Annotated in this window: 31 protein-coding genes (1 of these 31 running past the window's edge); 17 read left to right on the top strand and 14 right to left on the bottom strand. The window is 68.4% G+C overall.

Annotation, left to right across the window (positions count from 1 at the left end):
• The first annotated feature begins 5 nt into the window (after window positions 1–5).
• Both AC2YHA_RS11205 and aguB read left to right on the top strand, forming a co-directional pair.
• Window positions 6–983, top strand: a complete 978-nt coding sequence (locus tag AC2YHA_RS11205; RefSeq protein ID WP_487401564.1) for an agmatine deiminase family protein — start codon at window positions 6–8, stop codon at window positions 981–983.
• Window positions 980–1,828 (top strand): N-carbamoylputrescine amidase, encoded by an 849-nt coding sequence (aguB, locus tag AC2YHA_RS11200; RefSeq protein WP_487401563.1) that lies wholly within the window; start codon window positions 980–982, stop codon window positions 1,826–1,828. The genes AC2YHA_RS11205 and aguB overlap by 4 nt, the downstream gene beginning before the upstream one ends.
• Window positions 1,829–1,834: 6 nt before the next feature.
• On the opposite strand, the gene AC2YHA_RS11195 is transcribed toward aguB, so the two are convergent.
• Together AC2YHA_RS11195 and AC2YHA_RS11190 are read right to left on the bottom strand one after the other, a co-directional pair.
• Complete coding sequence (locus tag AC2YHA_RS11195; RefSeq protein ID WP_487401562.1) at window positions 1,835–2,230, bottom strand: lasso peptide biosynthesis B2 protein; 396 nt, start codon at window positions 2,228–2,230, stop codon at window positions 1,835–1,837.
• A gap of 59 nt (window positions 2,231–2,289) precedes the next feature.
• Window positions 2,290–4,179: an asparagine synthetase B family protein gene (locus AC2YHA_RS11190; RefSeq protein ID WP_487401561.1), complete on the bottom strand. Its 1,890-nt coding sequence runs from the start codon at window positions 4,177–4,179 to the stop codon at window positions 2,290–2,292.
• Between the two features lie 343 nt (window positions 4,180–4,522).
• Here AC2YHA_RS11190 and AC2YHA_RS11185 point away from each other — a divergent pair, with 343 nt between their 5' ends.
• Window positions 4,523–4,855 carry a MarR family transcriptional regulator gene (locus tag AC2YHA_RS11185; protein WP_233785186.1) on the top strand — a complete coding sequence of 111 codons (333 nt, stop codon included), beginning with the start codon at window positions 4,523–4,525 and terminating at the stop codon, window positions 4,853–4,855.
• A 178-nt stretch (window positions 4,856–5,033) separates the two neighbouring features.
• Here AC2YHA_RS11185 and AC2YHA_RS11180 read toward each other — a convergent pair whose 3' ends face one another.
• The gene (locus tag AC2YHA_RS11180; RefSeq protein ID WP_233785187.1) at window positions 5,034–5,663 is read right to left on the bottom strand and encodes a GcrA family cell cycle regulator; all 630 of its coding nucleotides are present in this window, start codon (window positions 5,661–5,663) and stop codon (window positions 5,034–5,036) included.
• A 62-nt stretch (window positions 5,664–5,725) separates the two neighbouring features.
• Between AC2YHA_RS11180 and AC2YHA_RS11175 the strand changes: the two genes are divergently transcribed.
• From AC2YHA_RS11175 to queE, 7 genes are all read left to right on the top strand, one after another.
• Window positions 5,726–6,571: an ABC transporter permease gene (locus AC2YHA_RS11175; RefSeq protein WP_487401560.1), complete on the top strand. Its 846-nt coding sequence runs from the start codon at window positions 5,726–5,728 to the stop codon at window positions 6,569–6,571.
• Between the two features lie 108 nt (window positions 6,572–6,679).
• The gene (locus tag AC2YHA_RS11170) at window positions 6,680–7,876 is read left to right on the top strand and encodes an acetylornithine transaminase (RefSeq protein ID WP_487401559.1); all 1,197 of its coding nucleotides are present in this window, start codon (window positions 6,680–6,682) and stop codon (window positions 7,874–7,876) included.
• Between the two features lie 154 nt (window positions 7,877–8,030).
• Complete coding sequence (gene argF / locus AC2YHA_RS11165) at window positions 8,031–8,969, top strand: ornithine carbamoyltransferase (RefSeq protein ID WP_233785190.1); 939 nt, start codon at window positions 8,031–8,033, stop codon at window positions 8,967–8,969.
• A 132-nt stretch (window positions 8,970–9,101) separates the two neighbouring features.
• Complete coding sequence (gene hslO, locus AC2YHA_RS11160; protein WP_487401558.1) at window positions 9,102–10,016, top strand: Hsp33 family molecular chaperone HslO; 915 nt, start codon at window positions 9,102–9,104, stop codon at window positions 10,014–10,016.
• Between the two features lie 167 nt (window positions 10,017–10,183).
• Window positions 10,184–10,534 (top strand): hypothetical protein, encoded by a 351-nt coding sequence (locus AC2YHA_RS11155; protein ID WP_487401557.1) that lies wholly within the window; start codon window positions 10,184–10,186, stop codon window positions 10,532–10,534.
• A gap of 162 nt (window positions 10,535–10,696) precedes the next feature.
• On the top strand, window positions 10,697–11,380 hold the full coding sequence (gene queC / locus AC2YHA_RS11150) for a 7-cyano-7-deazaguanine synthase QueC (protein ID WP_487401556.1): 684 nt from the start codon (window positions 10,697–10,699) through the stop codon (window positions 11,378–11,380).
• Entirely contained in the window at window positions 11,377–12,009 is a 633-nt protein-coding gene (gene queE, locus AC2YHA_RS11145) for a 7-carboxy-7-deazaguanine synthase (protein WP_487401555.1), read from the top strand. Before queC ends, queE begins: the two co-directional genes overlap by 4 nt.
• A 112-nt stretch (window positions 12,010–12,121) precedes the next feature.
• On the opposite strand, the gene AC2YHA_RS11140 is transcribed toward queE, so the two are convergent.
• From AC2YHA_RS11140 to lipB, 3 genes are all read right to left on the bottom strand, one after another.
• Window positions 12,122–12,799, bottom strand: a complete 678-nt coding sequence (locus AC2YHA_RS11140; RefSeq protein WP_487401554.1) for a hypothetical protein — start codon at window positions 12,797–12,799, stop codon at window positions 12,122–12,124.
• Between the two features lie 329 nt (window positions 12,800–13,128).
• On the bottom strand, window positions 13,129–13,395 hold the full coding sequence (locus AC2YHA_RS11135; protein ID WP_487401553.1) for a hypothetical protein: 267 nt from the start codon (window positions 13,393–13,395) through the stop codon (window positions 13,129–13,131).
• 70 nt (window positions 13,396–13,465) lie between these two features.
• A complete protein-coding gene (gene lipB / locus AC2YHA_RS11130) occupies window positions 13,466–14,152 on the bottom strand; it encodes a lipoyl(octanoyl) transferase LipB (RefSeq protein ID WP_487401552.1) in 687 nt (228 codons plus the stop codon).
• Between the two features lie 255 nt (window positions 14,153–14,407).
• Between lipB and AC2YHA_RS11125 the strand changes: the two genes are divergently transcribed.
• The gene (locus AC2YHA_RS11125) at window positions 14,408–15,253 is read left to right on the top strand and encodes a hypothetical protein (protein WP_487401551.1); all 846 of its coding nucleotides are present in this window, start codon (window positions 14,408–14,410) and stop codon (window positions 15,251–15,253) included.
• Window positions 15,250–16,011 (top strand): hypothetical protein, encoded by a 762-nt coding sequence (locus AC2YHA_RS11120; RefSeq protein ID WP_487401550.1) that lies wholly within the window; start codon window positions 15,250–15,252, stop codon window positions 16,009–16,011. The genes AC2YHA_RS11125 and AC2YHA_RS11120 overlap by 4 nt, the downstream gene beginning before the upstream one ends.
• Here AC2YHA_RS11120 and AC2YHA_RS11115 read toward each other — a convergent pair.
• The 3 genes from AC2YHA_RS11115 to AC2YHA_RS11105 all read right to left on the bottom strand — a co-directional run bounded on the left by AC2YHA_RS11115 (window position 15,981) and on the right by AC2YHA_RS11105 (window position 18,012).
• Window positions 15,981–16,574, bottom strand: coding sequence for a GNAT family N-acetyltransferase (locus AC2YHA_RS11115; RefSeq protein WP_487401549.1), 594 nt, complete (start codon window positions 16,572–16,574; stop codon window positions 15,981–15,983). The two genes, AC2YHA_RS11120 and AC2YHA_RS11115, sit on opposite strands and share 31 nt — an antisense overlap.
• Complete coding sequence (hemF, locus tag AC2YHA_RS11110; protein ID WP_487401548.1) at window positions 16,565–17,407, bottom strand: oxygen-dependent coproporphyrinogen oxidase; 843 nt, start codon at window positions 17,405–17,407, stop codon at window positions 16,565–16,567. Before hemF ends, AC2YHA_RS11115 begins: the two co-directional genes overlap by 10 nt.
• Before the next feature lie 155 nt (window positions 17,408–17,562).
• Window positions 17,563–18,012: a tRNA (cytidine(34)-2'-O)-methyltransferase gene (locus tag AC2YHA_RS11105; protein ID WP_487401547.1), complete on the bottom strand. Its 450-nt coding sequence runs from the start codon at window positions 18,010–18,012 to the stop codon at window positions 17,563–17,565.
• Window positions 18,013–18,180: 168 nt separating this feature from the next.
• Here AC2YHA_RS11105 and petA point away from each other — a divergent pair, with 168 nt between their 5' ends.
• The 5 genes from petA to AC2YHA_RS11080 all read left to right on the top strand — a co-directional run bounded on the left by petA (window position 18,181) and on the right by AC2YHA_RS11080 (window position 22,383).
• Window positions 18,181–18,765 carry a ubiquinol-cytochrome c reductase iron-sulfur subunit gene (gene petA / locus AC2YHA_RS11100; protein ID WP_487401546.1) on the top strand — a complete coding sequence of 195 codons (585 nt, stop codon included), beginning with the start codon at window positions 18,181–18,183 and terminating at the stop codon, window positions 18,763–18,765.
• 15 nt (window positions 18,766–18,780) lie between these two features.
• Window positions 18,781–20,088, top strand: coding sequence for a cytochrome b (locus tag AC2YHA_RS11095; RefSeq protein ID WP_233785204.1), 1,308 nt, complete (start codon window positions 18,781–18,783; stop codon window positions 20,086–20,088).
• Between the two features lie 15 nt (window positions 20,089–20,103).
• A complete protein-coding gene (locus tag AC2YHA_RS11090; protein WP_487401545.1) occupies window positions 20,104–20,952 on the top strand; it encodes a cytochrome c1 in 849 nt (282 codons plus the stop codon).
• Between the two features lie 73 nt (window positions 20,953–21,025).
• Window positions 21,026–21,562 carry an adenine phosphoribosyltransferase gene (locus AC2YHA_RS11085; RefSeq protein ID WP_487401544.1) on the top strand — a complete coding sequence of 179 codons (537 nt, stop codon included), beginning with the start codon at window positions 21,026–21,028 and terminating at the stop codon, window positions 21,560–21,562.
• A gap of 86 nt (window positions 21,563–21,648) precedes the next feature.
• The gene (locus AC2YHA_RS11080; RefSeq protein WP_487401543.1) at window positions 21,649–22,383 is read left to right on the top strand and encodes a hypothetical protein; all 735 of its coding nucleotides are present in this window, start codon (window positions 21,649–21,651) and stop codon (window positions 22,381–22,383) included.
• Window positions 22,384–22,386: 3 nt separating this feature from the next.
• On the opposite strand, the gene AC2YHA_RS11075 is transcribed toward AC2YHA_RS11080, so the two are convergent.
• The 5 genes from AC2YHA_RS11075 to AC2YHA_RS11055 form a co-directional block, all read right to left on the bottom strand.
• Window positions 22,387–22,851 carry a MaoC family dehydratase gene (locus AC2YHA_RS11075; RefSeq protein WP_487401542.1) on the bottom strand — a complete coding sequence of 155 codons (465 nt, stop codon included), beginning with the start codon at window positions 22,849–22,851 and terminating at the stop codon, window positions 22,387–22,389.
• A 49-nt stretch (window positions 22,852–22,900) separates the two neighbouring features.
• Window positions 22,901–24,187: an alkaline phosphatase family protein gene (locus AC2YHA_RS11070; RefSeq protein ID WP_487401541.1), complete on the bottom strand. Its 1,287-nt coding sequence runs from the start codon at window positions 24,185–24,187 to the stop codon at window positions 22,901–22,903.
• A 64-nt stretch (window positions 24,188–24,251) separates the two neighbouring features.
• Window positions 24,252–24,437 (bottom strand): hypothetical protein, encoded by a 186-nt coding sequence (locus AC2YHA_RS11065; protein ID WP_233785210.1) that lies wholly within the window; start codon window positions 24,435–24,437, stop codon window positions 24,252–24,254.
• Between the two features lie 86 nt (window positions 24,438–24,523).
• A complete protein-coding gene (gene ychF / locus AC2YHA_RS11060) occupies window positions 24,524–25,624 on the bottom strand; it encodes a redox-regulated ATPase YchF (protein WP_487401540.1) in 1,101 nt (366 codons plus the stop codon).
• Window positions 25,625–25,683: 59 nt separating this feature from the next.
• Window positions 25,684–26,148 carry the final stretch of a lipopolysaccharide biosynthesis protein gene (locus tag AC2YHA_RS11055; protein WP_487401539.1) on the bottom strand. Its footprint extends 1,011 nt past the window's final position, so 465 of the gene's 1,476 nt are visible here — the last part of the coding sequence; its start codon lies beyond the right edge, outside the window; its stop codon occupies window positions 25,684–25,686.

The following is a 26,148-nucleotide window of genomic DNA, read 5'->3' as shown; positions in this document are numbered from 1 at the left end:
CGCGCATGACCCGTCCTCCTCCTCCCGAATGGGCGCCGCACAAGGCGGTATGGATCGGTTTCCCCAGCCATCCCGAACTGTGGGAGCGCGACCTCGAACCGGCTCAGGCGGAGGTCGCGGCGTTCGCGCGCGCGGTCCACGCGGACGGGCGCGGCGAGAAGGTGCTCCTGGTCGCCGCCAATATCGAGGCAGCCGAGACGGCGGAGCGGCTCGCGCCCTTCGCCGGCGTGGTGATGGAGCCGTTCGGCGACATCTGGCTGCGCGACACTGCCGCGATCGTCACCGGCGACGGCACCGCGCGCGATTTCCGCTTCAACGGCTGGGGCGGCAAATACGACCTGCCTGGCGACGAGGACATTGGTGCGCGGCTCGCGGCGCAGCGCGGCATCGAGACCGAGGCGTGCGACTGGATCCTAGAGGGCGGCGCAATCGACGGCGACGGCACCGGCCTGATCGTCACGACCGAGCAATGCCTGCTCAACCGCAACCGCAATCCCGGCATGAGCCGCGCCGAGGTCGAGGAGCGGCTGAAGCGCGATCTCGGCGTCACCTCGGTGCTGTGGCTGGGCGAGGGGCTGCTCAACGACCATACCGACGGGCATGTCGACAATCTCGCCCGGTTCGTGGCGCCGGGCGTGCTTGCGATTCCTGAAGCGTTCGAGAACGACCCCAACTGGCGCGTCTACCAGGCCGCCGCCGAGACCGCCGAGCGCTTCGGCCATATCGAAGTCGCCCGCGTACCCTCGCCCGGCCGGGTGCTGAGCCGCGAGGAGGAGATCATCCCGGCGAGCTACATGAACTTCTACATCGGCAATGCGAGCGTCGTGGTGCCGCTCTACGGCCAGCCCAACGACCAGGTGGCGGTGGCGGCGTTCGACCGGATTTTCCCGGACCGCGAGGTTGTCGGGCTGCGTGCCGACCATATCTTGACCGGCGGCGGCAGCTTCCACTGCATTTCGCAACAGATTCCGAGAACCCGATGACCGAGATCACCGTCGGCGCGCTCCAGCTCGCCTTCACCGACGACATCGACGCGAATGTCGCGCGCGTCTCCGCGATGGTGCGCGAGGCGGCGGGGAAGGGCGCGCAGGTGGTGTTGCCGCCCGAGCTGTTCGAGGGCGAATATTTCTGCCGCGTCGAGGACGAGGGGCTGTTCGCCAACGCGAAGCCGGTCGGCGAGCACAAGGCGGTCCAGGCGATGCAGGCGCTCGCCGCAGAGCTTCGTATCCATATCCCGACCAGCTTCTTCGAGGCGGACGGGCCGCATTACTACAACAGCCTCGCGATGATCGGCCCGGACGGGAAGGTCGCCGGCGTCTATCGCAAGAGCCACATCCCCGACGGCCCCGGCTATGAGGAGAAATTCTACTTCCGGCCCGGCAACACCGGCTTCAAGGTTTGGGACGGGCCGGGCGCGACGCTGGGCGTCGGCGTGTGCTGGGATCAATGGTATCCCGAGACCGCGCGCGCGATGATGCTGATGGGCGCCGAGGTGCTGTTCTATCCGACCGCGATCGGCAGCGAGCCGCACGACCCCGGTCTCGACACCGCGCGGTTGTGGCGCCGGGCGATGGTGGGGCACGCGGTGTCGAACGTGGTGCCGGTGGTCGCCGCCAACCGCGTCGGTACCGAGCATGGGCAGACCTTCTACGGCACCAGCTTCATCACCGACGAGCGCGGCGACATCCTCGCCGAGCTGGGCCGCGAGGAGGAGGGCGTGATCACCGCGACGCTCGACCTCGACCGCGTCAAGCGCCACCGCGCCGCCTTCGGCTTCTTCCGCGATCGCCGGCCTGACCTCTACGGCCGGCTGGCGCAGGACGTGTGACGGCAGTCAACCGGGCAGCGGCGGCGCATCGGGGAAACGCGCGAGCGGCGTGAAGCGGCCGGCGGTCTCGCCGCCGATCACGTCATGGTCGCCGATCCGCACCCAGACATGCGCGATAAGGCCGCGTGCCGGATCCTGTGCGACGCCATAGTGCATCGTCGCCGCGATGCCGCGACGGCGCAGCATCCATTGTGCGGCCAACCCCTGCTCGATGCAGACCGCGCGGAAGCGGGCGCGCTTCGCCGCTGCGCGCACCGCCCAGGCGACGGTATCGGCGGCTCGCATCCGATCGGCAGGCGCGAGTCCGGCGGGCGGACGCGCGGCGAGGCGGGCGATCCGGCGGAACGGCAGGCACTTCACCAGCAACGAGGCGGCGGCGAGCGTCAGGCATGCCTCGATCAACGCCCGCCGCTCGTCGGGACGGCGCGCCTGCCAGCGTTCGGCGAGGCTCGGCCGCCGGCTCAGGCGTTGCCTCCTTCGATCTTGCGGATGAAGCGGCCGGTAGCGATCGCGCGGCTGACGGCGGTGGTATATTCGGTCGCCATCAGCCGCCCGGCCGCGTCGGCACCGGGCCAGGCGTCCAGCATGCGCTGAACGCGGTCGAGGTCGATCCACTTCGTCGACCCCCGGCTCTCGCGCAGCCGCGCGACCTCGACCTTGAGCCCCGACAGCGCCGCCTCGAAGCCATGCGCCCAGTCGGCGGCCTGCAGGCCCTTGCGATATTCGTCGACCAGCAAATCGGGAATGATGCCGCGCAGCGCCCGGCGCGCCACCGAGCGATGCACGCCGTGGTGGAGGAACTGTTCCTCGGGAATGGTGAGGCACAGCTCGAACAGGCGCCGGTCGATCGTCGGATCGCGCGTATCGACGCCATAAAGGCGTCGGCTGGTCCGCGCGAAATCGCCGCGGATGCTGCTACGGGCGAGCACGCCGAGGCGCAGCATCCGACTGTCGCCGCCGCTGAGGCGCCGGAGGTCGCCGCCATAGGCCAGCACCTCCCCCTCGCGGCCGCGCGCGCGCAGGAAATCGCGGTTGATCGCGCAGCAATCGAAGAACTCGGGCGGACCTTTGCCGGCCAGCTTGCGCAGCCGCCGCGCGAGGTCGGGGAATGCGGCATCGGCGAACGCACCCGCCAGCGTCGCCCAGCGCCAATGCTGCGCTCGGCGGATCGCGAGCAGCGTCGCCGCCACCCGGTCGATGCGGCCGCGGCGCATCTCCATGCCCAGCAGTTCGCCGCCGTCGTAGCTGAAGCTCATGTTGCCCATCTGCCCGATCAGCATCACGCCGATCCGCCGATCGCGCGCTTCGCGGTCGATCGCGCTGCCCCAGACGGTGTTGGAGAGATTGAGCAATGGCACGTCCTGCACCTGGGTGCGGCGGTCGAGCACTTCCTCCAACGGGGTGTCGGTGTTCGAGATGCGGACGTGCTCGATATTGGCGTGCATCGCCGCGACCCGGGCGGCATGACCCCATTCGTCGCCGAAACGCCCGGGCCGCTCGATGAAGCTGTGGTCGGGCGCTGCCGTGAAGGCGGTCAGGCTGCGTCCTTCGCCGGCCAGGCGCCGGGCGGCGAGCGCGGTCACTCCGCTGCTGTCGAGCCCGCCGCTCAGATGGCTGCCGATACGCTCGTCGCCGGCGATGCGGCAGGCGACCGCTTCCTCCAGACAAGCCAGCACGGCGCGAGGATAGTCGTCGTCGCGAAGGCGCAATGTCGGCAGCCGTTCGGGCCGCCACCAGCGGGTGGTGCGCGACCTGCCCGCCTCCCAGACCGCCGCGCTGCCGCCGGTCACGCGCGCAATGCCGGAAAAGAGCGTGCGGCCACTCTCCATCGGCAGCAGCGTCAGCCATTCGCAGACGCGGTCCTCGTCGAGGCTGCGGGGTACGTCCCCCTCGCTCCATAGCGCGCCCATCTCGCTCGCGAAGCGCAGCTCGCCGTCGGGGCCGATCCAGTAGAACAGCGGCCGCATCTCGCCGGGATCGGTCGCGAGCACCAAACGGCGGGATTCCCCATCCCAGACCGCGCAGGCATAGTCCCCGATCAGGTGATCGGCGAAGTCCTCGCCCCAACGCCGATAGGCGGCGAGCGCAAGCTCGGCGGGGCCGCTGCGCGCCGGCGCACCCGGCCCGAGCGCCGCGATCACCTCCGCCGCATTGTGGAGCTGTCCGTCGAACAGCGCGGCGCACTCGCCCGGCGCGGTTGCCAGCGCGGCGTCGTCGGCGGCCGCCAGCCGCACGCCGCCCGCGCTCCATTGTCGGGCTGTCCGCGCCGACCCGATCGTGACCGCGCGGAGCATACGGTCGATCGGCAGCGGGGCGTCGGGATCGGTCGCGGCGCGGCCGCAGATGCTCATAGATGGCTCGCCGGCTAGAGGACGGCCCAATTCAAACCCCGCCGCGCCTTGCCGGAGAATATTCGGATTGCTCCGTTTCGGTGCCACGGCGCCGCATCCAATCACCGGCTCTCGATCGCAGGTCCGGGGAGGCGCCGAAATGGTGCCGGTTTCGCGCGCGTTCCGATCCGGAACTCATCGGCGCGGCGGGCTGTCCGGCAACAACTTGCTTTTGAAGCACTTCGTGGCAAGGTGCGCCATGGCTTACCTTCCCGATCACGCGGAGCTTGAGTTCATCCGCGAATCCGTACTGCTCAGTCGTCGATGGCGTGCCAAACTGGATGAGCGGCTGAAACCCTGCGGCATGACGCTGGCACGATCGACGGTGCTCTACTGGCTCGACCAGTCGACCGAGGTGATGACGCAGCGCGAGCTGGCCGACATCGTGGGGATCGAAGGACCGACGCTGGTGCGCCAGCTCCACGCGCTCGAGGCGCAGGGGCTGATCGAGCGGGTGCCGGTCGCCCATGATCGGCGCGCCAAGGGCATCCGCCTCACCGAGAGCGCAAGGCCGCTGCTCGACACGCTCAACAAGGTCAGCCGCGCGACGGCCGACGAGTTCCTGGCGAAGCTCGACAGGCGCCGGCTGGGCAGTGCGACCAAATTGCTCCGCGAAGCGCGGGAATCGCTGAGCTAGGGCGAGACTCGATCGTCCCGATCAGCTTGCACGAATCCGTCATGCCGGACTTGTTCCGGCATCCACGTCTCCACGAAGACTGACACCGAGGTTCCAGCTGGAACCTCGAAACTTGAGCTCGCCGTCCGGTGGACCCCGGAACAAGTCCGGGGTGACGATAGAAGGACGTCCGTGGGATTCAGCGCACGCGCGGGCCGCCGTAGGGCAGCGGCGGCGGCGGACGGCGGTCGCGGCGGGGCAGTTGCGCCTGATAGGCATGGCCGCAATGCGCGACGCAATAGGGGAAGCCGGGGTTCACCTTGTCGCCGCAGAAGTGGAAGTCGGGCTCGCCGGGGTGACCGATCGGCCATTTGCAGATCTTGTCGTTGAGATCGAGCAGCGTGGTCTTGCCGGCGATCGCCTCGCTGGGCTTGGCCGGCACCAGGCGGCGCGGCGGCGCGGGGGCGATCGGCGGGGCCTGCTCGCCAGGGTTCTGGCGGACGAAGCCGCCCGGGCCGACCGAGCGCAGCACCGGCTGGTCGGGCGCAGGGCGCGGCTCCGGTGCAGCCGCACGCGGCGCGGCGGGAGCGGCCGGAGCCTCGGCGGCAGGCGCGGGCGCAGGTGCAGGTGCGGCCTTCACCGGGGCTGGCGCCGCGTCGGGCTCGTTGGGCTTCACCGGCGACGGGCGCGGCTGCAGGCCCAGGCGATGCGCCTTGCCGATCACCGCATTGCGGCTGACCCCGCCCAGCGCCTCGGCGATCTGGCTCGCGGTCTGGCCCGCTTCCCACATCGTCTTCAGCGTCTCGATCCGCTCTTCGCTCCAGCTCATATCCGTCCTTCTTCACATCCCCGGGTTGCGGGGAGCCGCGGCAGCGCATAGGTGACGCCACGATGGCCGACCAGCCCCAGCCCGTGCAAAATCCCTTGATCCCCGCCCCTGGCGTGCCCGTCATCCGGAACGTCAATTGGGGCGGTCTTCGAGCCCTCTATATCAAGGAGGTGCGCCGCTTCTTCAAGGTCCAGCTCCAGACGATCTGGGCGCCTTCGGTCACCAACCTCCTGTATCTCGCGGTTTTCACCGTCGCGGTCGGCGCGCGCAGCCCCGTGCATGTCGGCGGCGCCCAGGTGCCCTTCGCCGATTTCGTCGCGCCCGGGCTGATCGTGATGGGGATGCTGACCAACGCCTTCGCCAATTCGAGCTTCTCGCTGCTGGTCGGCAAGATCCAGGGGACCATCGTCGATTATCTGATGCCGCCGCTCTCCACGTTGGAGCTGCTGGCGGCGCTGGTCGGCGGGGCGGTGACGCGCGCGTTCATGGTCGGGGCTGCCATCTGGGCGGCGATGATGCTGTGGCCGGGCGTGCACGTCATACCGGCGCATCCGCTGGCGGTGCTGTGGTTCGGCTTCCTCGGCGCGCTGTTCCTCTCGCTGATCGGCGTGCTGACGTCGATCTGGGCGGAGAAGTTCGACCATTCGGCGGCGGTCACCAACTTCGTGGTCGGCCCGCTGACCCTGCTGTCGGGCACCTTCTATTCGGTCGACAAGCTCGCGCCCGCCTTCCAGCTGGTCAGCCACCTCAACCCGTTCTTCTATATCATCTCGGGCTTCCGCTACGGCTTCATCGGCCATTCCGATTCGCCGCTGTGGGTCGGCAGCGCCGTGGTGCTGCTGCTCGACGTCGTGCTCGGTCTCGTCTGCTACGCGCTGCTGCGCAAGGGGTGGAAGATCAAGAGCTGAGCCCAAGCGCGGACGGCGGTGTTGACCCCCCGGCCCGCTCCCCGATAAAAGCGCGCTCCGGGCGGTCCGGCTGGGCCGCCCTTTGCTTTTTGACAAAGGAGACCCGCGGTGGCCATCACTCCCCTCATGCCCGTCTATCCCCGGTGCGGGGTGCGGCCGGTGCGAGGCGAGGGCTGCTACCTGATCGGCGAGCGAGGCGAGCGGTATCTCGACTTCGCCGCGGGGATCGCGGTGAACGCGCTCGGCCACGGGCATCCGCACCTCACCAAGGCGATCCAGGAGCAGGCGGCGACGCTGATGCACGTCTCCAACCTCTACGGCTCGCCGCAGGGGGAGGCGCTGGCGCAGCGTATCGTCGACAACAGCTTCGCCGATACGGTGTTCTTCACCAACTCGGGGGTCGAGGCGATCGAGTGCGCGATCAAGACCGCGCGCCGCTATCACTATGCCAACGGCAATCCTGAGCGGCACAAGCTGATCACTTTCAAGAACGCCTTCCACGGCCGCTCGCTCGGTGCGATCTCAGCGACCGATCAGGCGAAGATGCGCGACGGCTTCGAGCCGCTGCTGCCGGGCTTCGACTACGTTCCGTTCAACGACCTCGAAGGCGCGCTGGCGAAGATCGACGACGAGACCGCCGGCTTCCTGGTCGAGACGGTGCAGGGCGAGGGCGGCATGACCGCCGGCACGCTCGAGTTCATCCAGGGCTTGCGCAAGGCGGCGGACGAGCACGGCCTGCTGCTGATCCTCGACGAGATCCAGTGCGGCTACGGCCGCACCGGCAAGATGTGGGCCTATGAGCATTACGGCATCACCCCCGACATCCTGACCGCGGCCAAGGGCATCGGCGGCGGCTTCCCGCTCGGCGCGTGCCTGGCGACCGAGGAGGCGGCGAAGGGGATGACGTTCGGCACCCACGGCTCGACCTATGGCGGCAATCCGCTGGGCATGGCGGCGGGGCAGGCGATCCTCGACGTGATGCTGGAGCCGGGCTTCTTCGAGCATGTCACCCGCATGGGCGAGCGCCTGCGCGCCGCGTTCGAGCAGCTGATCCCCAACCACGATCATCTGTTCGAGGAAATCCGCGGCAAGGGTCTGATGCTCGGCATCAAGATGAAGGAGCCGGCGGTTAGCCGCGAGTTCGTGGCGCATCTGCGCGACAACCACGGGCTGCTGACGGTGGCGGCAGGCGAGAATGTGTTCCGCGTGCTGCCGCCGCTGATCATCGACGAGAGCCATATCGCCGAGTGCGTTCAGAAGCTGAGCGAAGGGGCGCGGACCTATGCGCCGGCCAGCGATGACTAACTCCCTCAAGATCCTCCCCGGTACGGGGAGGGGGACCATTCGTCGCAGACGAATGGTGGAGGGGGCCCGGCCACGGGCGGACCGGTGGTGGAGGGCCCCCTCCACCACCGCCTTCGGCGGCGGTCCCCCTCCCCGTGCCGGGGAGGAGCTTTAGATGCGCCATTTCCTCGACCTTGCCTCCGCCGGCGCGGACGGTGTCGCCGCCATCCTGGCGGACGCGATCGATCGCAAAGTCGCGCGCGCCGGCTGGCCGAAGGGGCAGCCGGACACCGACGCCCCGCTCGCCGGCCGCGTGCTGGCGATGGTGTTCGAGAAGAGCTCGACCCGCACGCGCGTCAGCTTCGACATGGCGATGCGCCAGCTCGGCGGGTCGGCGCTGATCCTCGACGGCACCACCAGCCAGCTTGGCCGCGGTGAGACGATCGCCGACACCGCACGCGTGCTCTCGGGCTTCTGCGACGCGATCATGGTGCGCACCGACGATCACGCCAAACTGGAGGAGATGGCGGCCCACGCCAGCGTGCCGGTGATCAACGGCCTCACCGATGCCTCGCACCCCTGCCAGATCGTCGCCGACCTGCAGACGGTGATCGAGAGCGGCAAGGCGCTGCCCGGGCTCAAATGGGCGTGGCTCGGCGACGGCAACAACGTGCTGCACTCGATCGTCGAGGCGGCCGGGCTGTTCAAATTCTCGGTCGTGGCGGGCATTCCCGCCGGCTATGACCCCGAGCAACGCTGGATCGACGCGGCCAATGCCGCGCTCGCCGGCACCAATGCGCGGGTGAGCGTCGACCGCGATCCGCTGCGCGCGGTCGAGGGCGCCGACGTGGTCGTCACCGACACCTGGATCTCGATGGGCCAGGCGCATGCCGAGGAGAAGCTCGCGGCGATGATGCCCTATCAGGTCACCGAGACGCTGATGGCGCGCGCCAGGCCCGATGCAGTGTTCCTCCACTGCCTCCCCGCGCATCGCGAGGAGGAGGTGGTGACGGCGGTGATCGACGGGCCGCAGTCGCGGATATGGGACGAGGCGGAGAACCGCCTCCACGCTCAGAAATCGATCCTGCGCTGGTGCTTTGGGCAGGTCGGGTGAGGTTGTAAGCGGCCCGAGCCGCCTTACCTTCGTCACTCCCGCGAAGGCGGGAGTCCATTGTCGCTGGAGTGGCGATCTTGCCGAAAGCGCAGGATGAATGGATCCCCGCCTGCGCGGGGATGACGAGGTGATATGAGCGAGAGTCCCAAAATCCCCGATCTCGACCGCGTGATCGGCTTCACCATTCCGGGCCGCCACGCCCGCGGGCGGATCGCGCGGCTGGGGCCGGTGCTCGACGAGATTCTGGCCGCTCATGCCTATCCGCCGCCGATCGAGCGGCTGCTCGCCGAGGCGCTGACGCTGACGGCGCTGCTGGGCTCGCTGCTCAAGGAGGCCAAGGGTCAGCTCACGCTGCAGGCGCAGACCAGCGGCGGCATCGTCAGCCTGCTGGTGTGCGACTATCAGAACGGGGAGCTGCGCGGCTATGTCCAGTTCGACCGCGACCGGCTGGGGGAGGTCGGCGAGGCGCCCTCGCTGTTCGCGCTGTTCGGCACCGGGCATCTCGCCATCACCTTCGACCAGGCGCTGACCGGCGAGCGCTATCAGGGGATCGTCCCGCTCGACGGCGACAGCGTCGCCGCCGCGGCGGAAAGCTATTTCCTGCAGTCGGAGCAGATCCCGAGCCTGATCCGTTTGACCTCGGTCCGTCAGCCCGACGGGCGCTGCATCGCGGGCGGACTGTTCCTCCAGCATCTGCCCGAGGGCGAGGAGGGGCGCGAGCGCATCCACGCGCGCGAGGATCATCCCGAATGGCACCACGTCGAGGCGCTGGGCGCGACGATGGGCGCCGACGAGCTCGCCGATCCTGCCGTCAGCCTGGAGACGTTGGTGTGGCGCCTGTTCAACGAGGAGGACGAGGTGCGGCTGCTGAAAGCCACCGACCTCAGCAAGGGGTGCCGCTGCGACGGCGCCTATATCACCCAGGTGCTCGCAAAATTTCCCCCTGAGGAGCGCGCGGCGATGGCGGATGAAAATGGCGTCATTACCGTGGATTGCGCCTTCTGCGCGACCAGCTTTCCGGTCGAGGCGGCCACCATCGGCGCCTGAGGGCCATTGCAACCGCACGGCTCGCCGCCCACATCCCTCGGCAAATCGTGACGGGGGCGATTCGATCAGCGGATCGCCCCGGTCATGCGGAGGCACGATCGATGATGATGCGTGATCTTGTCCGCGCAGGGGCAGCGGGCGGTGTGTTGATGTGCGGATTGGCGGGAATGGCCGCGCCGGCGCAGGCGCCGGGCTTCGCCGCTCTGAAGGGGCTGGAGCGCGGGCAATGGCAACTGCGCGAGGCGAGCGGTACCAGCCGCGCGATATGCCTCGGCGACCCCGTCAGCCTGTTCCAGCAGCGCCATCGCGGCATCGAGTGCAGCCGCCTCGTGCTCGAGAACGGCCCGAGCCGCGCCACCGTCAGCTATACCTGTCCCGGCGCGGGCCGCGGCCGCACCACCATCACCGTGGAGACGCCGCGGCTGGTGCGCATCCAGAGCCAGGGCCTCGAGGAAGGCGCGCCGTTCGACCTCGACATCGAGGCGCGCAAGATCGGCACCTGCGCGGCCGGGAATTGACGCGTTAACCATTTATTTACCAATTTTCGTTATAGAAGGTGTCGTGCCTTCACGGGCACACTCTCTCCCTAGCTGACTAGAGAACTGGGCCGCTCCCGAGCGGCCCTTTTCTCATGCGTCGATGTTGCGACGGCGCGAGCGGGGGCGTAGCGGGAACCCGATATGACTCAATCCCTTGCCGTCGCGCTCGTCTCGGGCGGGCTCGATTCGATGGTGTCCGCGGCGCGTGCGCGCGAGGACGGCCACCGGCTGCTCGCGCTCTCGATCGACTACAACCAGCGTCATCAGGTCGAGCTCGCCGCGGCGCGGCGTATCGCGGCGATGCTGGGCGCGGAGCGACACGTCGTGCTGCCGCTCGACCTCTCAGCGTTCGGCGGTTCCGCGCTCACTGCCGACATCGACGTGCCGAAGGGCGGGGTGGGGGACGACATTCCCGTCACCTATGTGCCGGCGCGCAACACCATCTTCCTCAGCCTCGCGCTGGGCTGGGCCGAGGCGACCGGCGCGCGTGACATCTACATCGGCGTCAACGCGCTCGACTATTCGGGCTATCCCGATTGCCGGCCGGAATTCATCGCCGAATATGAAAAGCTCGCCGAAGTGGCGACTAAGGCGGGGGTGGAGGGCCAGCCCTTCCGCATTCGCGCGCCGCTCCAGCACATGACCAAGGCCGACATCGTGCGCGAAGCGGCGCGGCTGGGGCTCGACGCCGGCCTCAGCTGGTCGTGCTACGATCCCGCGCCGGGCGGGGTGCATTGCGGTCTGTGCGACAGCTGCCGGCTGCGCGCCAAAGGGTTCGAGGAGGCTGGCCTCCCCGACCCGACCGTCTACGCCGCCAAGCCATGAGCTACGCCGTCAAGGAGCTGTTCCTGACGCTCCAGGGCGAGGGCGTGAACGCGGGGCGCCGGGCGGTGTTCGTGCGCTTCGCCGGCTGCAACCTCTGGTCGGGACGCGAGCAGGACCGGGCGAGCGCGATCTGCCAGTTCTGCGACACCGATTTCGTCGGCACCGACGGCGCCGGCGGCGGTCGCTTCGCCGATGCGGCGGCGCTGGCCAGGGCGGTAGCGCAGGCTTGGGGACCGGCACGCGAGCGGCGTTTCGCGGTGCTGACCGGCGGCGAGCCGATGCTCCAGGTCGACGACGCGCTGGTCGACGCGCTCCATGCCGAGGGCTTCGAGATCGCGATCGAGAGCAACGGCACCCTGCCGGCGCATCCGGGGCTCGACTGGGTGTGCATCAGCCCCAAGGCGGGCAGCGAGGTGGTCCAGCGCTCGGGCGACGAACTGAAGCTGGTATGGCCGCAGCCGGGCACCGACGTCGGCGAGCTGGAGCGGTGGGATTTCACCCATTTCCTCGTCCAGCCGATGGACAGCGCCCACGCCGAGGCCAACCGCGAAGCCGCGGTCGCCTTCGCGATGGAGCGGCCGAAGTGGCGGCTGTCGCTCCAGACGCACAAGCTGCTGGGATTGCGTTAGGGCGCGGCTGGGCCGCCTAAGCTCTGTCATCCCGGCGGAGCCGGGTCTCGTGCCTCAGGCGGCGCGCTTGCCGCCGGAGATCCCGGCTTCACCGGGGTGACGGTTCGTTGTCCTAAACCCCGCCCCAGCGCTGCGGCCCGCATTTGCGCGACTGCCACGTGTCCTTCTTCCAGCATCTGGCTTCCATCGACGGCAGCGTGATCGGGCGCGGGTTGATGCCCCAGGGGAATTGCTGATCGCGGCTCAGCTTCAGCGAGTTGCGCATCTCGCGCATCCGCTCGCTCGCCAGCGTGCCGAAGCTGCCGCGCGGCGTGAACAGCGCGGCATGGCCGATCTCGGCCGCCGTCTGGCAGAAGGTGAGCTGCGCGCCCACCGTCGAGAAGCTCGAATAGACACGGGTGCCATAGCTGTCCAAGGCGCTCTGGCCGGCCTTCTTGGTCTTGGCGGTGCGCACGAAATATTTGGTGAGCGTGTCGTAGGACGTCTTGAGCTCGGTCTCGTGGTCGTCGAGCAGGTTGTTGTAGTTGCTCACCGTCAGCAGATAGGGCGCGAACTGGCACTGGAGCGCGGCGACATTGAGCGCCGCGCGCAGGTTCCACACCAGTGCTGCGCGCAGCTCGGCGGGCGTCGCGCCGGGAAGGTCCTGGGCGATCATGCCCGGCTCCGCCCCGGTCACCGGTGCGCCGCGCAGATCCGGCGACTGGAAGAAGAACTGGGCCGACGCCGGCTGCGCCATAAGGGCCGGCGCGATCATCGCGACGGCGACAGCCAGGGAACGCAACACTTTCATCAGACCCCTCTCACACACTCCGGGCCTTGGATTACGGAAATTAGCGCGCGTTCCCAAGAGGTTTTTCGCGTTGTGCGCGCGTTTCAGCAAGTTGAAACGGTTGCGGCACCGCCCTCCACCCGCATTCCAACGATGCTTCGCATCGCCGGAACCTTGGCGGGTTTCGCCCGCTCCCCCACCCGGCCACCCATAAGATACTGCCGTTGGGTGGCCGGGTGGGGGAGCGGGCCGGTGCCGCTCAGCGCAGCTGAACCATCAAGCTCCGCCAAAACGAAGGGGCCGCCCGGTCGCCCGGACGGCCCCTCGAACTCAGCAACCAGTGCGCGAGATTACATCGCGTTGGTGGCGGTCGTCTCGTTCGTGACCGTCTCGTTGGTGACGGTGGTGTCGTTCGCGAGCAGGGCATCGTTGCCCATCGCGCCGTCGACCGCGGTCATGTTGTCGGTCACGGTGCCGTCCATGGTCGCGTCGGTCGCGTTGACGTCGGTCACGACGGTGTTGGTGGTCTCGGTGCTGTTGCCGCCGCACGCCGAAACGAGCAGCGCGGCGCCGGCGATCATCGAGCCGGTAACGACCTTGGAAAGAATTGCACGCATCTGGAAGCTCCCTAGAATAAGGCGATCCGGGCGGGCTGGATGGCCTTTAATACCCAAATCGCGGTAGACATTAAACGGTTCGCGCGGCGCCCTCAAGACGCTTTGTTCCGCTCCCGTCAAGTTCGCCGAGAAACGTCGGAAAGCCCAACGCCAGGGCGGCATCGAAGGTTTCCAGAGAGGAATCGATTCCCAGCGTCGCGGCGCTGGTAACGCCCAGATCGGCGATTCCGCACGGCACGATGCCCTGAAAATGGGACAACTCGGGCGCGATGTTCACGGAAAAGCCATGTAATGTTACCCATTTCTTCACGCGCACGCCGATCGCGCCGATCTTCGCCTCGGCACCGCCGTCGTGCGTCCAGATGCCGACCTTGCCAGGAATGCGGTAGCCGGTGATGCCGATCCGGCCGAGCGCGTCGATCACCCATCCTTCCAGTGCGTGAACGAAACAGCGCACGTCGCGGCCGCGGCGGGAGAGGTCGAGCACCAGATAGCCGACGCGCTGGCCGGGACCGTGGTAGGTGTAGCGGCCGCCGCGCCCGGTCTTGTGGACGGGGAAGCGCGGATCGACCAGCTCGGCCGGATCGGCGCTGGTGCCTTCGGTATAGAGCGGCGGATGCTCGAGCAGCCAGACGAGCTCGGGCGCGCGGCCCTCCTGCACGGCGGCGGCGCGCGCCTCCATCTCGGCGACCGCGGCCTCGTAATCGACCGGCGCCGCCGCCACGCGCCACTCCACGCCTTCGCGAAAATCGGACATGACCGCCAGATGTGCGCGGTCGCGGCGATTGGCAAGGATGAGAAGCTTCGGCTAAGAGCCTGCTTGGAAATGCGGCACCGGCCCGCTCCCCCACCCGGCCACCCATAAGAAACTGCCGTTGGGTGGCCGTCGGGGCCCCCGCAGAATACTACTTTGCGGGGACCCGGGTTGGGGAACGGGCCGGTGCGGCCGAAATGCGCCCTCAGGCGCATTTCCAAACAGGCTCCAAGCCTGTCCAAGGGGAGTTGGCGCCGCATGGTGAAGATGGGCACGGTCTGGGACCGCACGATCGAGTTCCTGAGCGACCATGTCGCGATCGTCGTTCCGATCGCGCTGCTCGCGATCTTTGTCCCGGCCTCGATCACGGGGAGCCTGTCGCCGTTGTGGGGGACCGCCGGGTCCGGACTGAAGGCGCTGCTCGCGTTGCTGTCGCTAGCCTTCGCGATCCTCGGTGTGTGGGGCCAGCTCGCCATCTCGGCGCTGGCGATCGATCCGGCGGTCGGCGGGGGTGCCGGCCGAGTGGCGACCGCGCGGCTGTTGCCGGCGCTCGGCGTCTATCTCGTGCTGGCGATTGTGTTGGGACTGCTGGTGCTGCCGATCGGGTTCATCCTCGCGGCGGGCGGCACGGACATCACGCAGTTTCGCATGGGCGCCAATCCGGCGAGCCTGCCCGCGGGCGTCGCCGGAACGGCGGCGCTCTACGGTACCGTGCTGCTGATCGCGCTGTTGTTTATCGGCGCGCGGCTGGTGCTGACCACGCCGGTGGTCGTCGCCGAGCGGCGTGGCCTCGGCGCGATTGCGCGCGCCTTCGCCTTGAGTCGCGGCCTCACCTGGAAGCTGGTCGGCGTGATCCTGCTCTACGTGGTCGTCGCCAACGTCGCCTTGCTCGCCGCGCAGAGCGTGTTCGGGTCGATCCTCGGCCTCCTGAGCCGCGGCGAGGGGCCGGTGACGATGGCGAGCGTGATCACTGCAATCGCGGTCGCCGCGGTGCAGGCGGCCTTCACCGTGCTCGCGACTGCCTTTGTCGCCAAACTCTATGTCGAGATCATGCACGAGCGCGACGGCGCGGTGGCCGTGCCGTTGGATAGCGAACCCGCGTGAAACTCGATCTCGCCGCGCTGCTGCGCGAAGCCTGGACGCTGTGGCGGCGCGATCGCGCGCTGCTGATCCCCGTTGTCGGGGTCACCATGTTCCTGCCGCGCCTCGCGTTCCAACTCCTTGTTCCGGTGTGGCAGATCCCGGAAGGAGTGACGGGTGAGCAGGCCGTGCGGCAGTTGAGTCAGGCCCTGGCTGACTGGACCGGGCGCTATGGCGGATGGTTCGTGCTCACGACCGTCGTCGGGCTGTGGGGGGCGCTGACGATCATCGCGCTTTATCTCGATCGTGGCCGGCCGACGGTGATCGGCGCACTCGGCCGCGGGCTCGCGCTGCTGCCGCGCTACCTGCTTGCGATGATCCTTGTCGGATTGCCTACCGCCGGCCTGTTCGCCCTGGCGCTTGGCCTGCCGTTGCTGTTCGTGGTGATACTGGCGCCGATCTTCTACATCTATGCGCGCATGTCGCTGACCGGCACCGTGCTGGTGGCGGAATCGCCGATCGGCGCGATCGCCTCCATTGGGCGAAGCTGGCGGCTGACCCTTGGGAATGGCTGGCCGTTGGCGTGGGTGCTGGCGGGAATCATGCTGGCGTCGATGGTGTTCGGCAGCGTGCTGGTTACGCTCGGGCACCTTGGGGAAAGCAATCCGGTCGCGGTCGGCATCACCGTCGCCGCCGCCGTGGCGGTCGAGAGCGCGGCGACCGTTGCGACCGTGCTGGTCGCGATTGCCGCCTATCGCCGGCTGGCGAGCAAGGGGACGTGAGGCGCGGCGTCGATTGAGAGCAGGCCGGTGAGCCGCGGGTCGGGGAAGGTCTCGATCGTGCGATGGATCGGCGTGAAGCCCGAGGCGCGGTAGAAGCCGAGCGCGCGAGGGTGGTCAAGCGTGCAGGTGTGCACCCACACCCGTTCGACCCCCGATCGCCATGCGCGCTGCAGCGCATGCGCCATCAGCCAGCGGCCGTGGCCCTTGCCGGCAAGCTCCGGCACCAACCCGAAATAGGCCAGCTCGCACTCGCCGGCGCGGCGATAATCGAGCTCGAGCATCCCGAGCTCGATTCCCGTGCGGTCGGTGACGGCGAACACCGCCACGTCCGGATCATGGATGATCGCGGCCAGCCGCGCCTCGTCGATCGCCAGCCGCGAGAACCATAGCCATGGCTCGCCGACGCGGCGGAACAGCAGGCGATACTTGTCGGGAGCAGGCTGCTGCCACTGGGCGAGCCGCAGCGCCGAGTCGGGCAGCGGGCGGAGCGGCGGACGCGTCCGCATCTCCAGCGTGGTGACGATCGTCGCCACCTCGCCGTCGGGGACGGGGATCAGTCCCATGCGGCCAGCGGCGGCAGGCTCATCAGGATCGCATCGATGTTGCCACCGGTCTTGAGCCCGAACAGCGTGCCGCGGTCGTAGACCAGGTTGAACTCGGCATAGCGGCCGCGCCAGACGAGCTGCGCCGCCTTCTCCGCCTCGGTGAAAGGCATGTCCATCCGTCGCCGCACGATCGTCGGGAAGATGTCGAGAAACGCACGGCCAACGTCCTGGGTGAAGGCGAAATTGGCGTCGAAATCGCCTTCCAGATGATCGTAGAAGATGCCGCCGACGCCGCGGTGCACCTTGCGGTGCGGGATGTAGAAATAGTCGTCCGCCCATTTCTTGAAGCGCGGATAATGTCCCGGATCGTGCGCGTCGCACGCCGCCTTCAGTCGCGCGTGGAAGTCGGCGGTATCCTCCTCATAGGGAATGGGCGGGTTGAGATCGGCGCCGCCGCCGAACCAGCGCTTGGTGGTGACGAGGAAGCGCGTGTTCATGTGCACGGCGGGAACGTGCGGATTGGCCATGTGCGCGACCAGGCTGATGCCGGTCGCGAAGAAGCGCGGGTCCTCGCCGGCGCCGTGGATGGTCTTGGCGAAATCGCCCTCGAAGGTGCCGCCGACGGTCGAGACGTTGACCCCGACCTTCTCGAACACACGGCCTTTCATCATGCCGCGCGCCCCGCCGCCGCCCGGTTCGCCCGAAGGATCGGTGCGGTCCCAGGGGGTATAGGAGAAGGCGGCGTCGGAACCCGCCTCCTTCTCGATCGCCTCGAACTCGGCGCAAATCCGGTCGCGCAGCGATTCGAACCAGGCACGGGCGGCGGATTGTTGTTCGTCCAGGGGAAGCATGAGGTGCCCCTAACAGGTCCTCCCCGGCACGGGGAGGGGGACCGCGACGCGAAGCGGCGTGGTGGAGGGGGCAGGCCCCAAGCGATTCACTGGAGGAGAGCCCCTCCACCACCGCCTTCGGCGGCGGTCCCCCCCCCCCGCAAGCGGAGAGGAGCTCAGGACGGCCATCCTCTCGTCTGCCTGAGCGCCTCGCCGAGCACGATCCCCGCCGCCACCGCGACATTGAGCGAGCGCACACCCGCCACCATCGGGATCGCCACGCGCAGATCGGCCCGCGCGTGCACGGCGTCCGGCACGCCCGCGCCCTCGCTCCCGAACAGCAGCACATCGCCGGCCTCGAACCGCGCCACATCGAGCCGTACTGCACCTTTGGTGGTCGCCAGCACGATCCGCCCGCCGACTCCCGCTTCGAACGTCGCCCAGTCAGGGTGCCGCTTCACCTCCACCCGCGCCGCATAATCCATGCCCGACCGCGCCAGCGCCCGATCGCCCCACGGAAACCCCATCGGCTCGATCAGATCGACGCCGACGCCGAGGCACGCCGCGGTGCGCAGGATGGTGCCGACATTGCCGGCGATATCGGGTTCATAGAGGGCGATCCGCATGGGCGTAGCGCCTAGCGCGCGCAAATAGCTGTTGGCAAAGCGCAAGGGGCTTGTTTATCAGGCCCGCAGCCACCGGGGGCACCGGGGGGCTCGGCGGGGCGTATCCCACGTCGTATCCGATCCCGGCGCATTCCCCGCGCCAAGATTTACGAGTGCAAGGGCTAGTGCATGGCAACGCTTGAAGACGCTGTTCCTCCCGGCGAATCCGCAGCGCCCTATCATGAAGAGGTCGAGAATCCCCGCCGCCGCGACTATCTCCAGATCGCCGCGGTGGCCTGGGCTGGTGTCGGCGTCGGTGTGGTTGCGCTGCCGCTGATCAACCAGATGAACCCGTCCGCCGACGTGCTGGCGCAGTCGACCACGGAGGTCGACATCTCGCAGATCCAGCCGGGCCAGGCGATCAAGACCCAGTTCCGCAAGCAGCCGCTGTTCGTGCGCAACCTGACGCCGAAGGAGATCGCCGAGGCGGACGCGGTGCCGCTTTCGTCGCTGCGCGATCCGCAGACGCTGGAGGAGCGCACCAAGCCGAACCATAAGAACTGGCTGATCACGCTGGGCGTCTGCACCCACCTCGGCTGCGTGCCGCTGGGCGCGGGCGAGGGCGAGAACAAGGGGCCGTTCGGCGGCTATTTCTGCCCGTGCCACGGTTCGGCCTACGACACCGCCGGCCGCATCCGCCAGGGACCGGCGCCGCAGAACCTGCACGTTCCCGACTATACTTTCACGTCCGACACCGTCGTTACGGTCGGCTAAGGGGGCAAGGACGAGATGAGCTTTCCCTGGGCCAAGCATTATGAGCCGAAGCACCCGCTGATGAAGTGGGTGGACGACCGGCTCCCGCTGCCGCGCTTCGTCTACAATGCGGTCGGCGCCGGCTATCCGGTGCCGCGCAACCTCAACTATTTCTGGAACTTCGGCGTGCTCGCCGGTGCCGCACTGGTGATCCAGATCGTCACCGGCGTCGTGCTGGCGATGCACTATGCCGCGAACGGCGGCGTCGCGTTCGACTCGGTCGAGCACATCATGCGCGACGTCAACGCCGGCTGGTTCATCCGCTACGCGCACGCCAACGGCGCCAGCATGTTCCTGGCGGTGGTCTACATCCACATCTTCCGCGGGCTCTACTACGGCTCGTACAAGGCGCCGCGCGAGATGGTGTGGCTGCTGGGCGTGGTCATCTTCCTCTTGATCATGGCGACTGCCTTCATGGGCTATGTCCTGCCCTGGGGGCAGATGAGCTTCTGGGGGGCGCAGGTGATCACCGGCTTCTTCTCGGCGATCCCGGTGGTCGGCGAGTGGGTGCGTGTGTGGCTGCTCGGCGGCTTCGCGCCGGACAACGCGGCGCTCAACCGCTTCTTCTCGCTCCATTACCTGCTGCCGTTCGTGATCGCCGGCGTGGTCATCCTCCACATCTGGGCGCTGCACATCCCGGGCTCGGGCAACCCGACCGGCGTCGAGGTGAAGGGCGAGCAGGACACGGTGCCGTTCCACCCGTACTACACCGCCAAGGACGGCTTCGGCCTCGGCGTGTTCCTGCTGGTGTTCGCGACGATGATCTTCTTCGCGCCGAACTACCTCGGGCATCCGGACAACTACATCCCGGCCAACCCGCTCTCGACCCCGGCGCACATCGTGCCCGAATGGTATTTCTGGCCGTTCTACGCGATCCTGCGCGCTTTCACCGCGGACTTCATCCTGCCGGCGAAGCTGTGGGGCGTGCTGGCGATGTTCGGCTCGATCGTCCTCTTGTTCTTCCTGCCGTGGCTCGACACCTCGCCGGTGCGCTCGGCCAACTACCGGCCGACCTACCGCCTCTTCTTCTGGGTGCTGGTGGCCGACGTGCTGGTGCTGGGCTATTGCGGCGGCGCGCCGGCGGAGCCTTTCTACATCATCCTGAGCCAGATCGCCGCGGCCTATTACTTCCTGCACTTCCTGCTGATCATCCCGATCATCTCGGCGATGGAGCGGCCGCGGCCGCTGCCGAACTCGATCACCGAGGCGGTGCTGGCGGGCAAGGGCGGCAATCGCTTGAGTGAATCTGCGGTGGACGGCGGCAGCGCCGTACCGGCCGAATAAGGGGCGTCAAAGCACATGGTTCGCATCATCGGCGGCATCATCGGGCTCGGCTTCGCGCTGGTCCTCGCGATCGCCCTGTTCGGCAGCATCTATGGCGTCGTCGCCGAACCGGCGGCGCCGACGGCCGAGCACGAGTTCCACCTTCACCCGAAGGAGCTCCACCTCGCGTCGGACGGGCCGTTCGGCGGCTATTCGAAGAACACGCAGCAGCTCCAGCGCGGCTTCCAGGTCTACAAGGAAGTCTGCGCGGCGTGCCACTCGCTCCGCCTGGTCGCCTTCCGCGACCTGCAGGGCATCGGCTACAGCGAGGCGCAGGTGAAGGCGATCGCCAGCCAATGGGCGATCCAGCAGCCGTCGGTGAACCCGGAGACGGGCGAGGCCGCGACCCGGCCCAACACGCCGGCCGACAAGTTCCCGCTGGTCTTCGCCAACGACGTCGCCGCCCGCGCCGCCAACAACAATGCGATCCCGCCCGACCTGTCGCTGATGACCAAGGCGCGGCACGACGGCGCGGCCTATATCCATTCGCTGCTGACGGGCTATCAGGAGCAGCCGGCCGAGCTGCTCAAGAAGTTCCCGGACGCGAAGACGCCGAACGGGCTGCATTACAATCCGTACTTCGCCAACCTCAACCTGGCGATGCCGCCGCCCCTCACCACCGACGGGCAGGTGACCTATCAGGATGGCACCAAGGCGACCGTCGACCAGATGGCGCAGGACGTCGCGGCCTTCCTGGTGTGGACCGCCGAACCCAAGCTCGAGGCGCGCCACAGCGCGGGCTGGGCAGCGGTGATCTTCATCGCGATCTTCTGCTTCCTGGCCTATGGCGCGTACCTCAGCGTCTGGCGCGGGGTGAAGCACTGAGAGCGTTGGGCTGATCTCTCCCCGTTCGCCCAGGCCTGCGCCGAGGGCGGACCCGGAGCGAGCGGGGACGGGAATGGCCGACAACGACGACCTCAAGGCGCTGATCCGCACGATCCCGGACTTTCCCAAGCCCGGGATTCAGTTCCGGGACATCACCACGCTGCTGCTCGATGCGCAGGGCCTGGCGCTCGCCATCGATCGGCTGGCGGCGGCGGTGAAGGGGCCGGTCGACCTCGTCGCCGGCATCGAGGCGCGCGGCTTCCTGTTCGCGGCGCCGCTCGCGATCCGGCTCGGCGCCGGCGCGCTCCTGATCCGCAAGGATGGCAAGCTCCCCGGTGCGACGATCGCCGAGGATTATGCGCTCGAATACGGCACCGACCGCATCACCATCCATGCCGACGCCTTGGCACCCGGCGCGCGGGTGCTGCTGGTCGACGACCTGATCGCGACGGGCGGCACCGCCCGCGCCGCTGTTCGCCTGATCCGCAAGACAGGCGCGGAGATCGGCCAGGCGGCGTTCGTGATCGACCTGCCGGAGCTGGGCGGCGCCGAGGCGTTGCGTTCGGACGGCATCGAGGTGACGGCGCTGGTCGCCTTCGAGGGGCACTGACGGAACAACGCGCTCGCCCACGCGGTTACGCTGGCATTAATCTTGCGTAGCAGAATATGGTCCCGCGTATCTGGGAGTCTCGAGCAATGATCCGCACGCTTCGCAATCTCGGGCTGATCGCCGCCGCCGGCATCGGCCTCGCCGCCTGCACCGATGGCTACGGCTATTCGGGCGTCTCCGTCGGCTATGGTTCCGGCGGCTATTACGACGATTATTGGGACGGCGGCTACTACGGCTACGGCGGTTCGCCCTACTGGGGCTGGTACGGCGACTATTATTATCCGGGCACCGGCTATTATGTCTACGACCGCTACCGCCGTCCGCATCGCTGGACCGACCGCCAGCGCTATTATTGGGAGCGCCGCCGCAACGAGTGGCGCGGCAATCGCGGCGACCAGCCCAACTGGGACCGGTGGGACCGTGGCGGCCGCCGCTGGGATGGGCGGCGCGACGGTGACAATGACGGCCGCTGGGGTGGTGGGCGCAACATCACCCCAGAGCAACGCCAGCAGTGGCAGCAGCGCCGGGAGCAGTGGCGCAATGCGACACCGGAACAGCGCCAGCAGTGGCAACAGGGCCGGGAGCAGCGGTGGCGCGATGCCACGCCGGAGCAGCGTCAGCAGTGGCAGCAACGCCGGGAACAGTGGCGGGGCGCCACGCCCGAGCAGCGCCAGCAATGGCAGCAGCGTCGCGAGCAATGGCGCGGCAGCCAGGGCCAGACGCAGCCGCGCGCGACCATGCCGAACCGGCCGAGTCCGAGCATCGGTGGCGAGGGTCGTCGCGGAGGCGGTTGGTCGGGGCGTGGTCGCGATCGCCGGTAGCGATCAGCCGGCGCTCTCCACCGGGCGCCGCCGCCATAGCCCGATCGCGATGAAGCTCATCACGGGCTCGTCGTTCTGGTTGAACACCGTCAGCCTGGATCGCGCGCTGCCCATGTCAGGCCGGCTGTTCGAGGCGCGCGTCTCGACGATCTCCGCCTCGCAGCGGAGCACGTCGCCGGGATAGACCGGCCTCAGCCAGCGCAGCTCGTCGATCCCCGCCGCGCCGAGGCTCGCCGATTCCGCCGCATCCGCCTGCATATGCGCGACGTTCATCGCCATGGTCATCGCACAGGTATGCCAGCCGCTCGCGGCGAGCCGCCCGAAATGCGTCTTCGCTGCTGCCTCATCGGAAAGATGGAAGGGCTGCGGATCATATCGGCGCGCGAAGTCGAGCACCTCCTCGCGCGTCACCTCATAGCGGCCGAACGATGCCCGGTCGCCGACCTTGATGTCTTCCCAGTAGCGCATGGAATCAGTTTCGCTCCGAAACCGATCCCGCGCAAGCCCTCTGCGACGATCAGCGCCGGTTCGAGGCCAGTACCTCGCGAAACACCGAGTCGCTGCCATCCACATCCTTTGCCGGCGCCAGCCCGAGCAGGTCGCGGAGCAGCGCATAGACGTCGACGTTATCGAACGGCGCGAGCTGCTTGCCGCTCGCGAAGGCCGGGCCATTGGCAAGGAACAGCGCCGCCATCTCGGGCGCGGCGTTGTCATAGCCGTGGGCACCGCCGGTCGAGCCGGCGGGCGGCGCCTTCTCCAGCACCTGCCAGCCCGTCTCGGCAAGACAGAGATAGGGTGGCACGCGCGGGTTGGCGCCATAATGGAAGCGCGCCGGGATCTCGGCCTTGCGCCAGCATTGCATATGTTCGTGCGGCTTGAGCAGCTTCGCCTCGAGGCTCGCCTCATGTCCCGGCACCGCGGCGAGGCTGGCATAGGGACCGGCCTCGACCACACGATAGTCACCCGCGGTCAGCACGCGATCGAGCGCGATCGTCCGCTCGCTGCTCGTCGCCGCCATGCCGTGATCGGCGACGATGACGAGGTTGGCCGGCTGGCCGAGCGCCGCCAGCCCGTCGACCAGTGCGCCGATCTCCCGGTCGACGTCGGCGATCGCCGCGTTAGTCCGCGCATCGTCGGGGCCATAGACGTGGCCGGCGGTGTCCACTTCCTCGAAATATATGGTCGCGAACCGCGGCCGGATCGCTGCCGGTCGGCGCATCCAGTCGAGGATGGTGTTGACGCGCTGCCCGGGCGAGATCGCTTCATTATACTGCTGCCAGTCGGACGGGCGCGTGCCGCCGGTCACCGTATAGGGCCATTTCGCCGCCTTGGTCCCGCCGACCGGCACGTTCGACCCGGGCCAGAACATCGTCGCGGTGCGCACGCCCGCCTTCTCGGCATCGACCCAGATCGGCGTCGCCTCATTCCACCAGAAGGGATCGTCGCTCGCCATGGTGAAGACCTCGCCCGGCCGGCCCGCATCCTCCATCTTGTTGGCGACGATGCCGTTGCGGTCGGGCCTCAGGCCGGTGACCAGCGCATAATGGTTGGGGAAGGTCTTGGACGGAAAGGACGGCCGCATCGCCGCCCGCACCCCGTTCGCCGCCAGTTTCGACAGGTTCGGCGTGATGCCGCGATCGAGATAGTCGGCGCGGAAGCCGTCGATCGAGACGAGGATAGTGACCGGCGCGCGCGCCTCGGCGACGGCGGCGGAGGGCGTGACCGGCGCGCTCGCGGGCGCGGTGACGCAGGCTTGCAGGCAGGCGGCGAGCGCCACGGCGGCGAGACGGGAGATCCAGCGCATACGCGCGCCCTTGCCAGCGCTTCGCGGCGATCCTGTGACATTCATGATGGCGGCGGAACGGGTCTCAGCGGACGGGATCGCCGACCAGCATCGCCGGCTGCTTGGGACAGCGGCGCTCGGCGGAGAGCATCGGCGGCAGGGTCGGACATTTCTGCTCCGCGGTCGGCTGCTGCTCGACGCGCGCGGTCGTCGCGGCCGCCGCGGGAGCGGTCCAGACGATCGAGAGCAGAAGGAGGCCGCGAACAGTCATGGTCGGATAATACACCGTCGCGTGCAGAAGGGGAAGCGTCATCCGCCCATGGGGTCGTCAGCACACTGCCTTCGAGTTGATCCGGTTCAGACGTTGAAGCGGAACAGCATCACGTCGCCGTCCTGGACGACATACTCCTTGCCCTCGGCGCGAAGCTTGCCCGCGTCGCGCGCGCCGGCTTCGCCCTTGTAGGTGACATAGTCGTCATAGGCGATCGTCTCGGCGCGGATGAAGCCGCGTTCGAAGTCCGTGTGGATCTCGCCGGCTGCCTGCGGGGCCTTGGCGCCCTTGTGCACGGTCCAGGCGCGCGCCTCCTTGGGGCCGACGGTGAAAAAGGTGATGAGGTGCAGGAGCTCGTAGCCCGCGCGGATCACGCGGGCGAGGCCGGTCTCGGTGAGCCCCAGTTCGGTCAGGAACTCGCCGCGCTCCTCTGGCGCCATCGTCGCGATCTCCGCCTCGATCGCGGCGGAGACGATCACCGCTTCGGCGCCCTCGGCCTTCGCCTTCTCGAACACGCGCGCGGAATAGGCGTTGCCGTTGGCGGCATCCTCCTCGTTGACGTTGCAGACGTAGAGCACCGGCTTGGCGGTGAGCAGCTGCGCCTGCTGCAGGACCTTGGCTTCCTCGGCGTCCTTGGGCTGGGTCAGCCGCGCCGGCTTGCCGCCCTGCAGCAGCTCGAGCGCTTGCCCCAGCACGCTCGCGGCGATCTTCGCCTCCTTGTCGCCCTGCTGCCCCTTCTTGACGAAGGCGGGCACGCGCTTCTCGAGGCTTTCGAGGTCGGCGAGCATCAGCTCGGTCTCGACCGTCTCGGCGTCGGCGATCGGGTCGACCTTGTTGTCGACGTGCTGGATGTCGTCGTTCTCGAAGCAGCGCAGGACATGGACGATCGCGTCCACCTCGCGGATGTTGCCGAGGAACTGGTTGCCGAGCCCCTCGCCCTTGCTCGCCCCGCGCACCAGCCCGGCGATGTCGACGAAGCCGAGTTGCGTCTCGATGATCTTGGCCGAACCGGCGATCTTCGCCAGCGCGTCGAGGCGCGGGTCGGGCACCGCGACGTTCCCGACGTTGGGCTCGATCGTGCAGAAGGGATAGTTCGCCGCCTGCGCCGCGGCGGTTTCGGTGAGAGCGTTGAAGAGCGTCGACTTGCCGACGTTCGGCAGGCCGACGATGCCGCAGCGGAAACCCATGGATGCGCTTTCGTCTGATCTTGGAAAGCGCGCCAGATAGGGCGAATGTACGACGTGCGCTAGCCGCGGCGTCGGATCAGGCCGATCGCTTCGACCACCATCGCGCGCGCGATGGCGAGCAGCGCGCCGAGGTAGGCTGCTCCCCCCACGGCGATCAGCAGCGTGAGCCGCGGCAACGGCATGAGCGGCGGCAATGCACGGTCGGCCAGCCCCACCGCCACCGCCATCGCCAGCGCGGCGAGCACCGGCGGGGCGATCGCGCGCAGCAGCGCCGAGGGCGACACGCCGATCACCGGCAGCGTCCGCCACGCGCTGATCGCGAGATAGAAGGGATAGGCGACGATCCAGGCGACCGCGATTCCCGTCACCCCCCATTGGATGCCGATCAGGAAGGCGATCGGCAGCACGACCGCGCCCGTCGCGCTGTTGCGCGCGCTGATCGCCGGCTTGCCGCAGGCGTCGCTCGCGGGCGCGAACAGGACCTGCAGCGTCATGAACGGCATCGCCAGCGCGAGCAGCGCGAC

Source organism: Sphingomonas sp. SRI_018 (assembly GCF_057586275.1).
The sequence above is the reverse complement of the archived record's forward strand: the minus strand, read 5'-3'. Positions and strand labels throughout refer to the sequence as shown.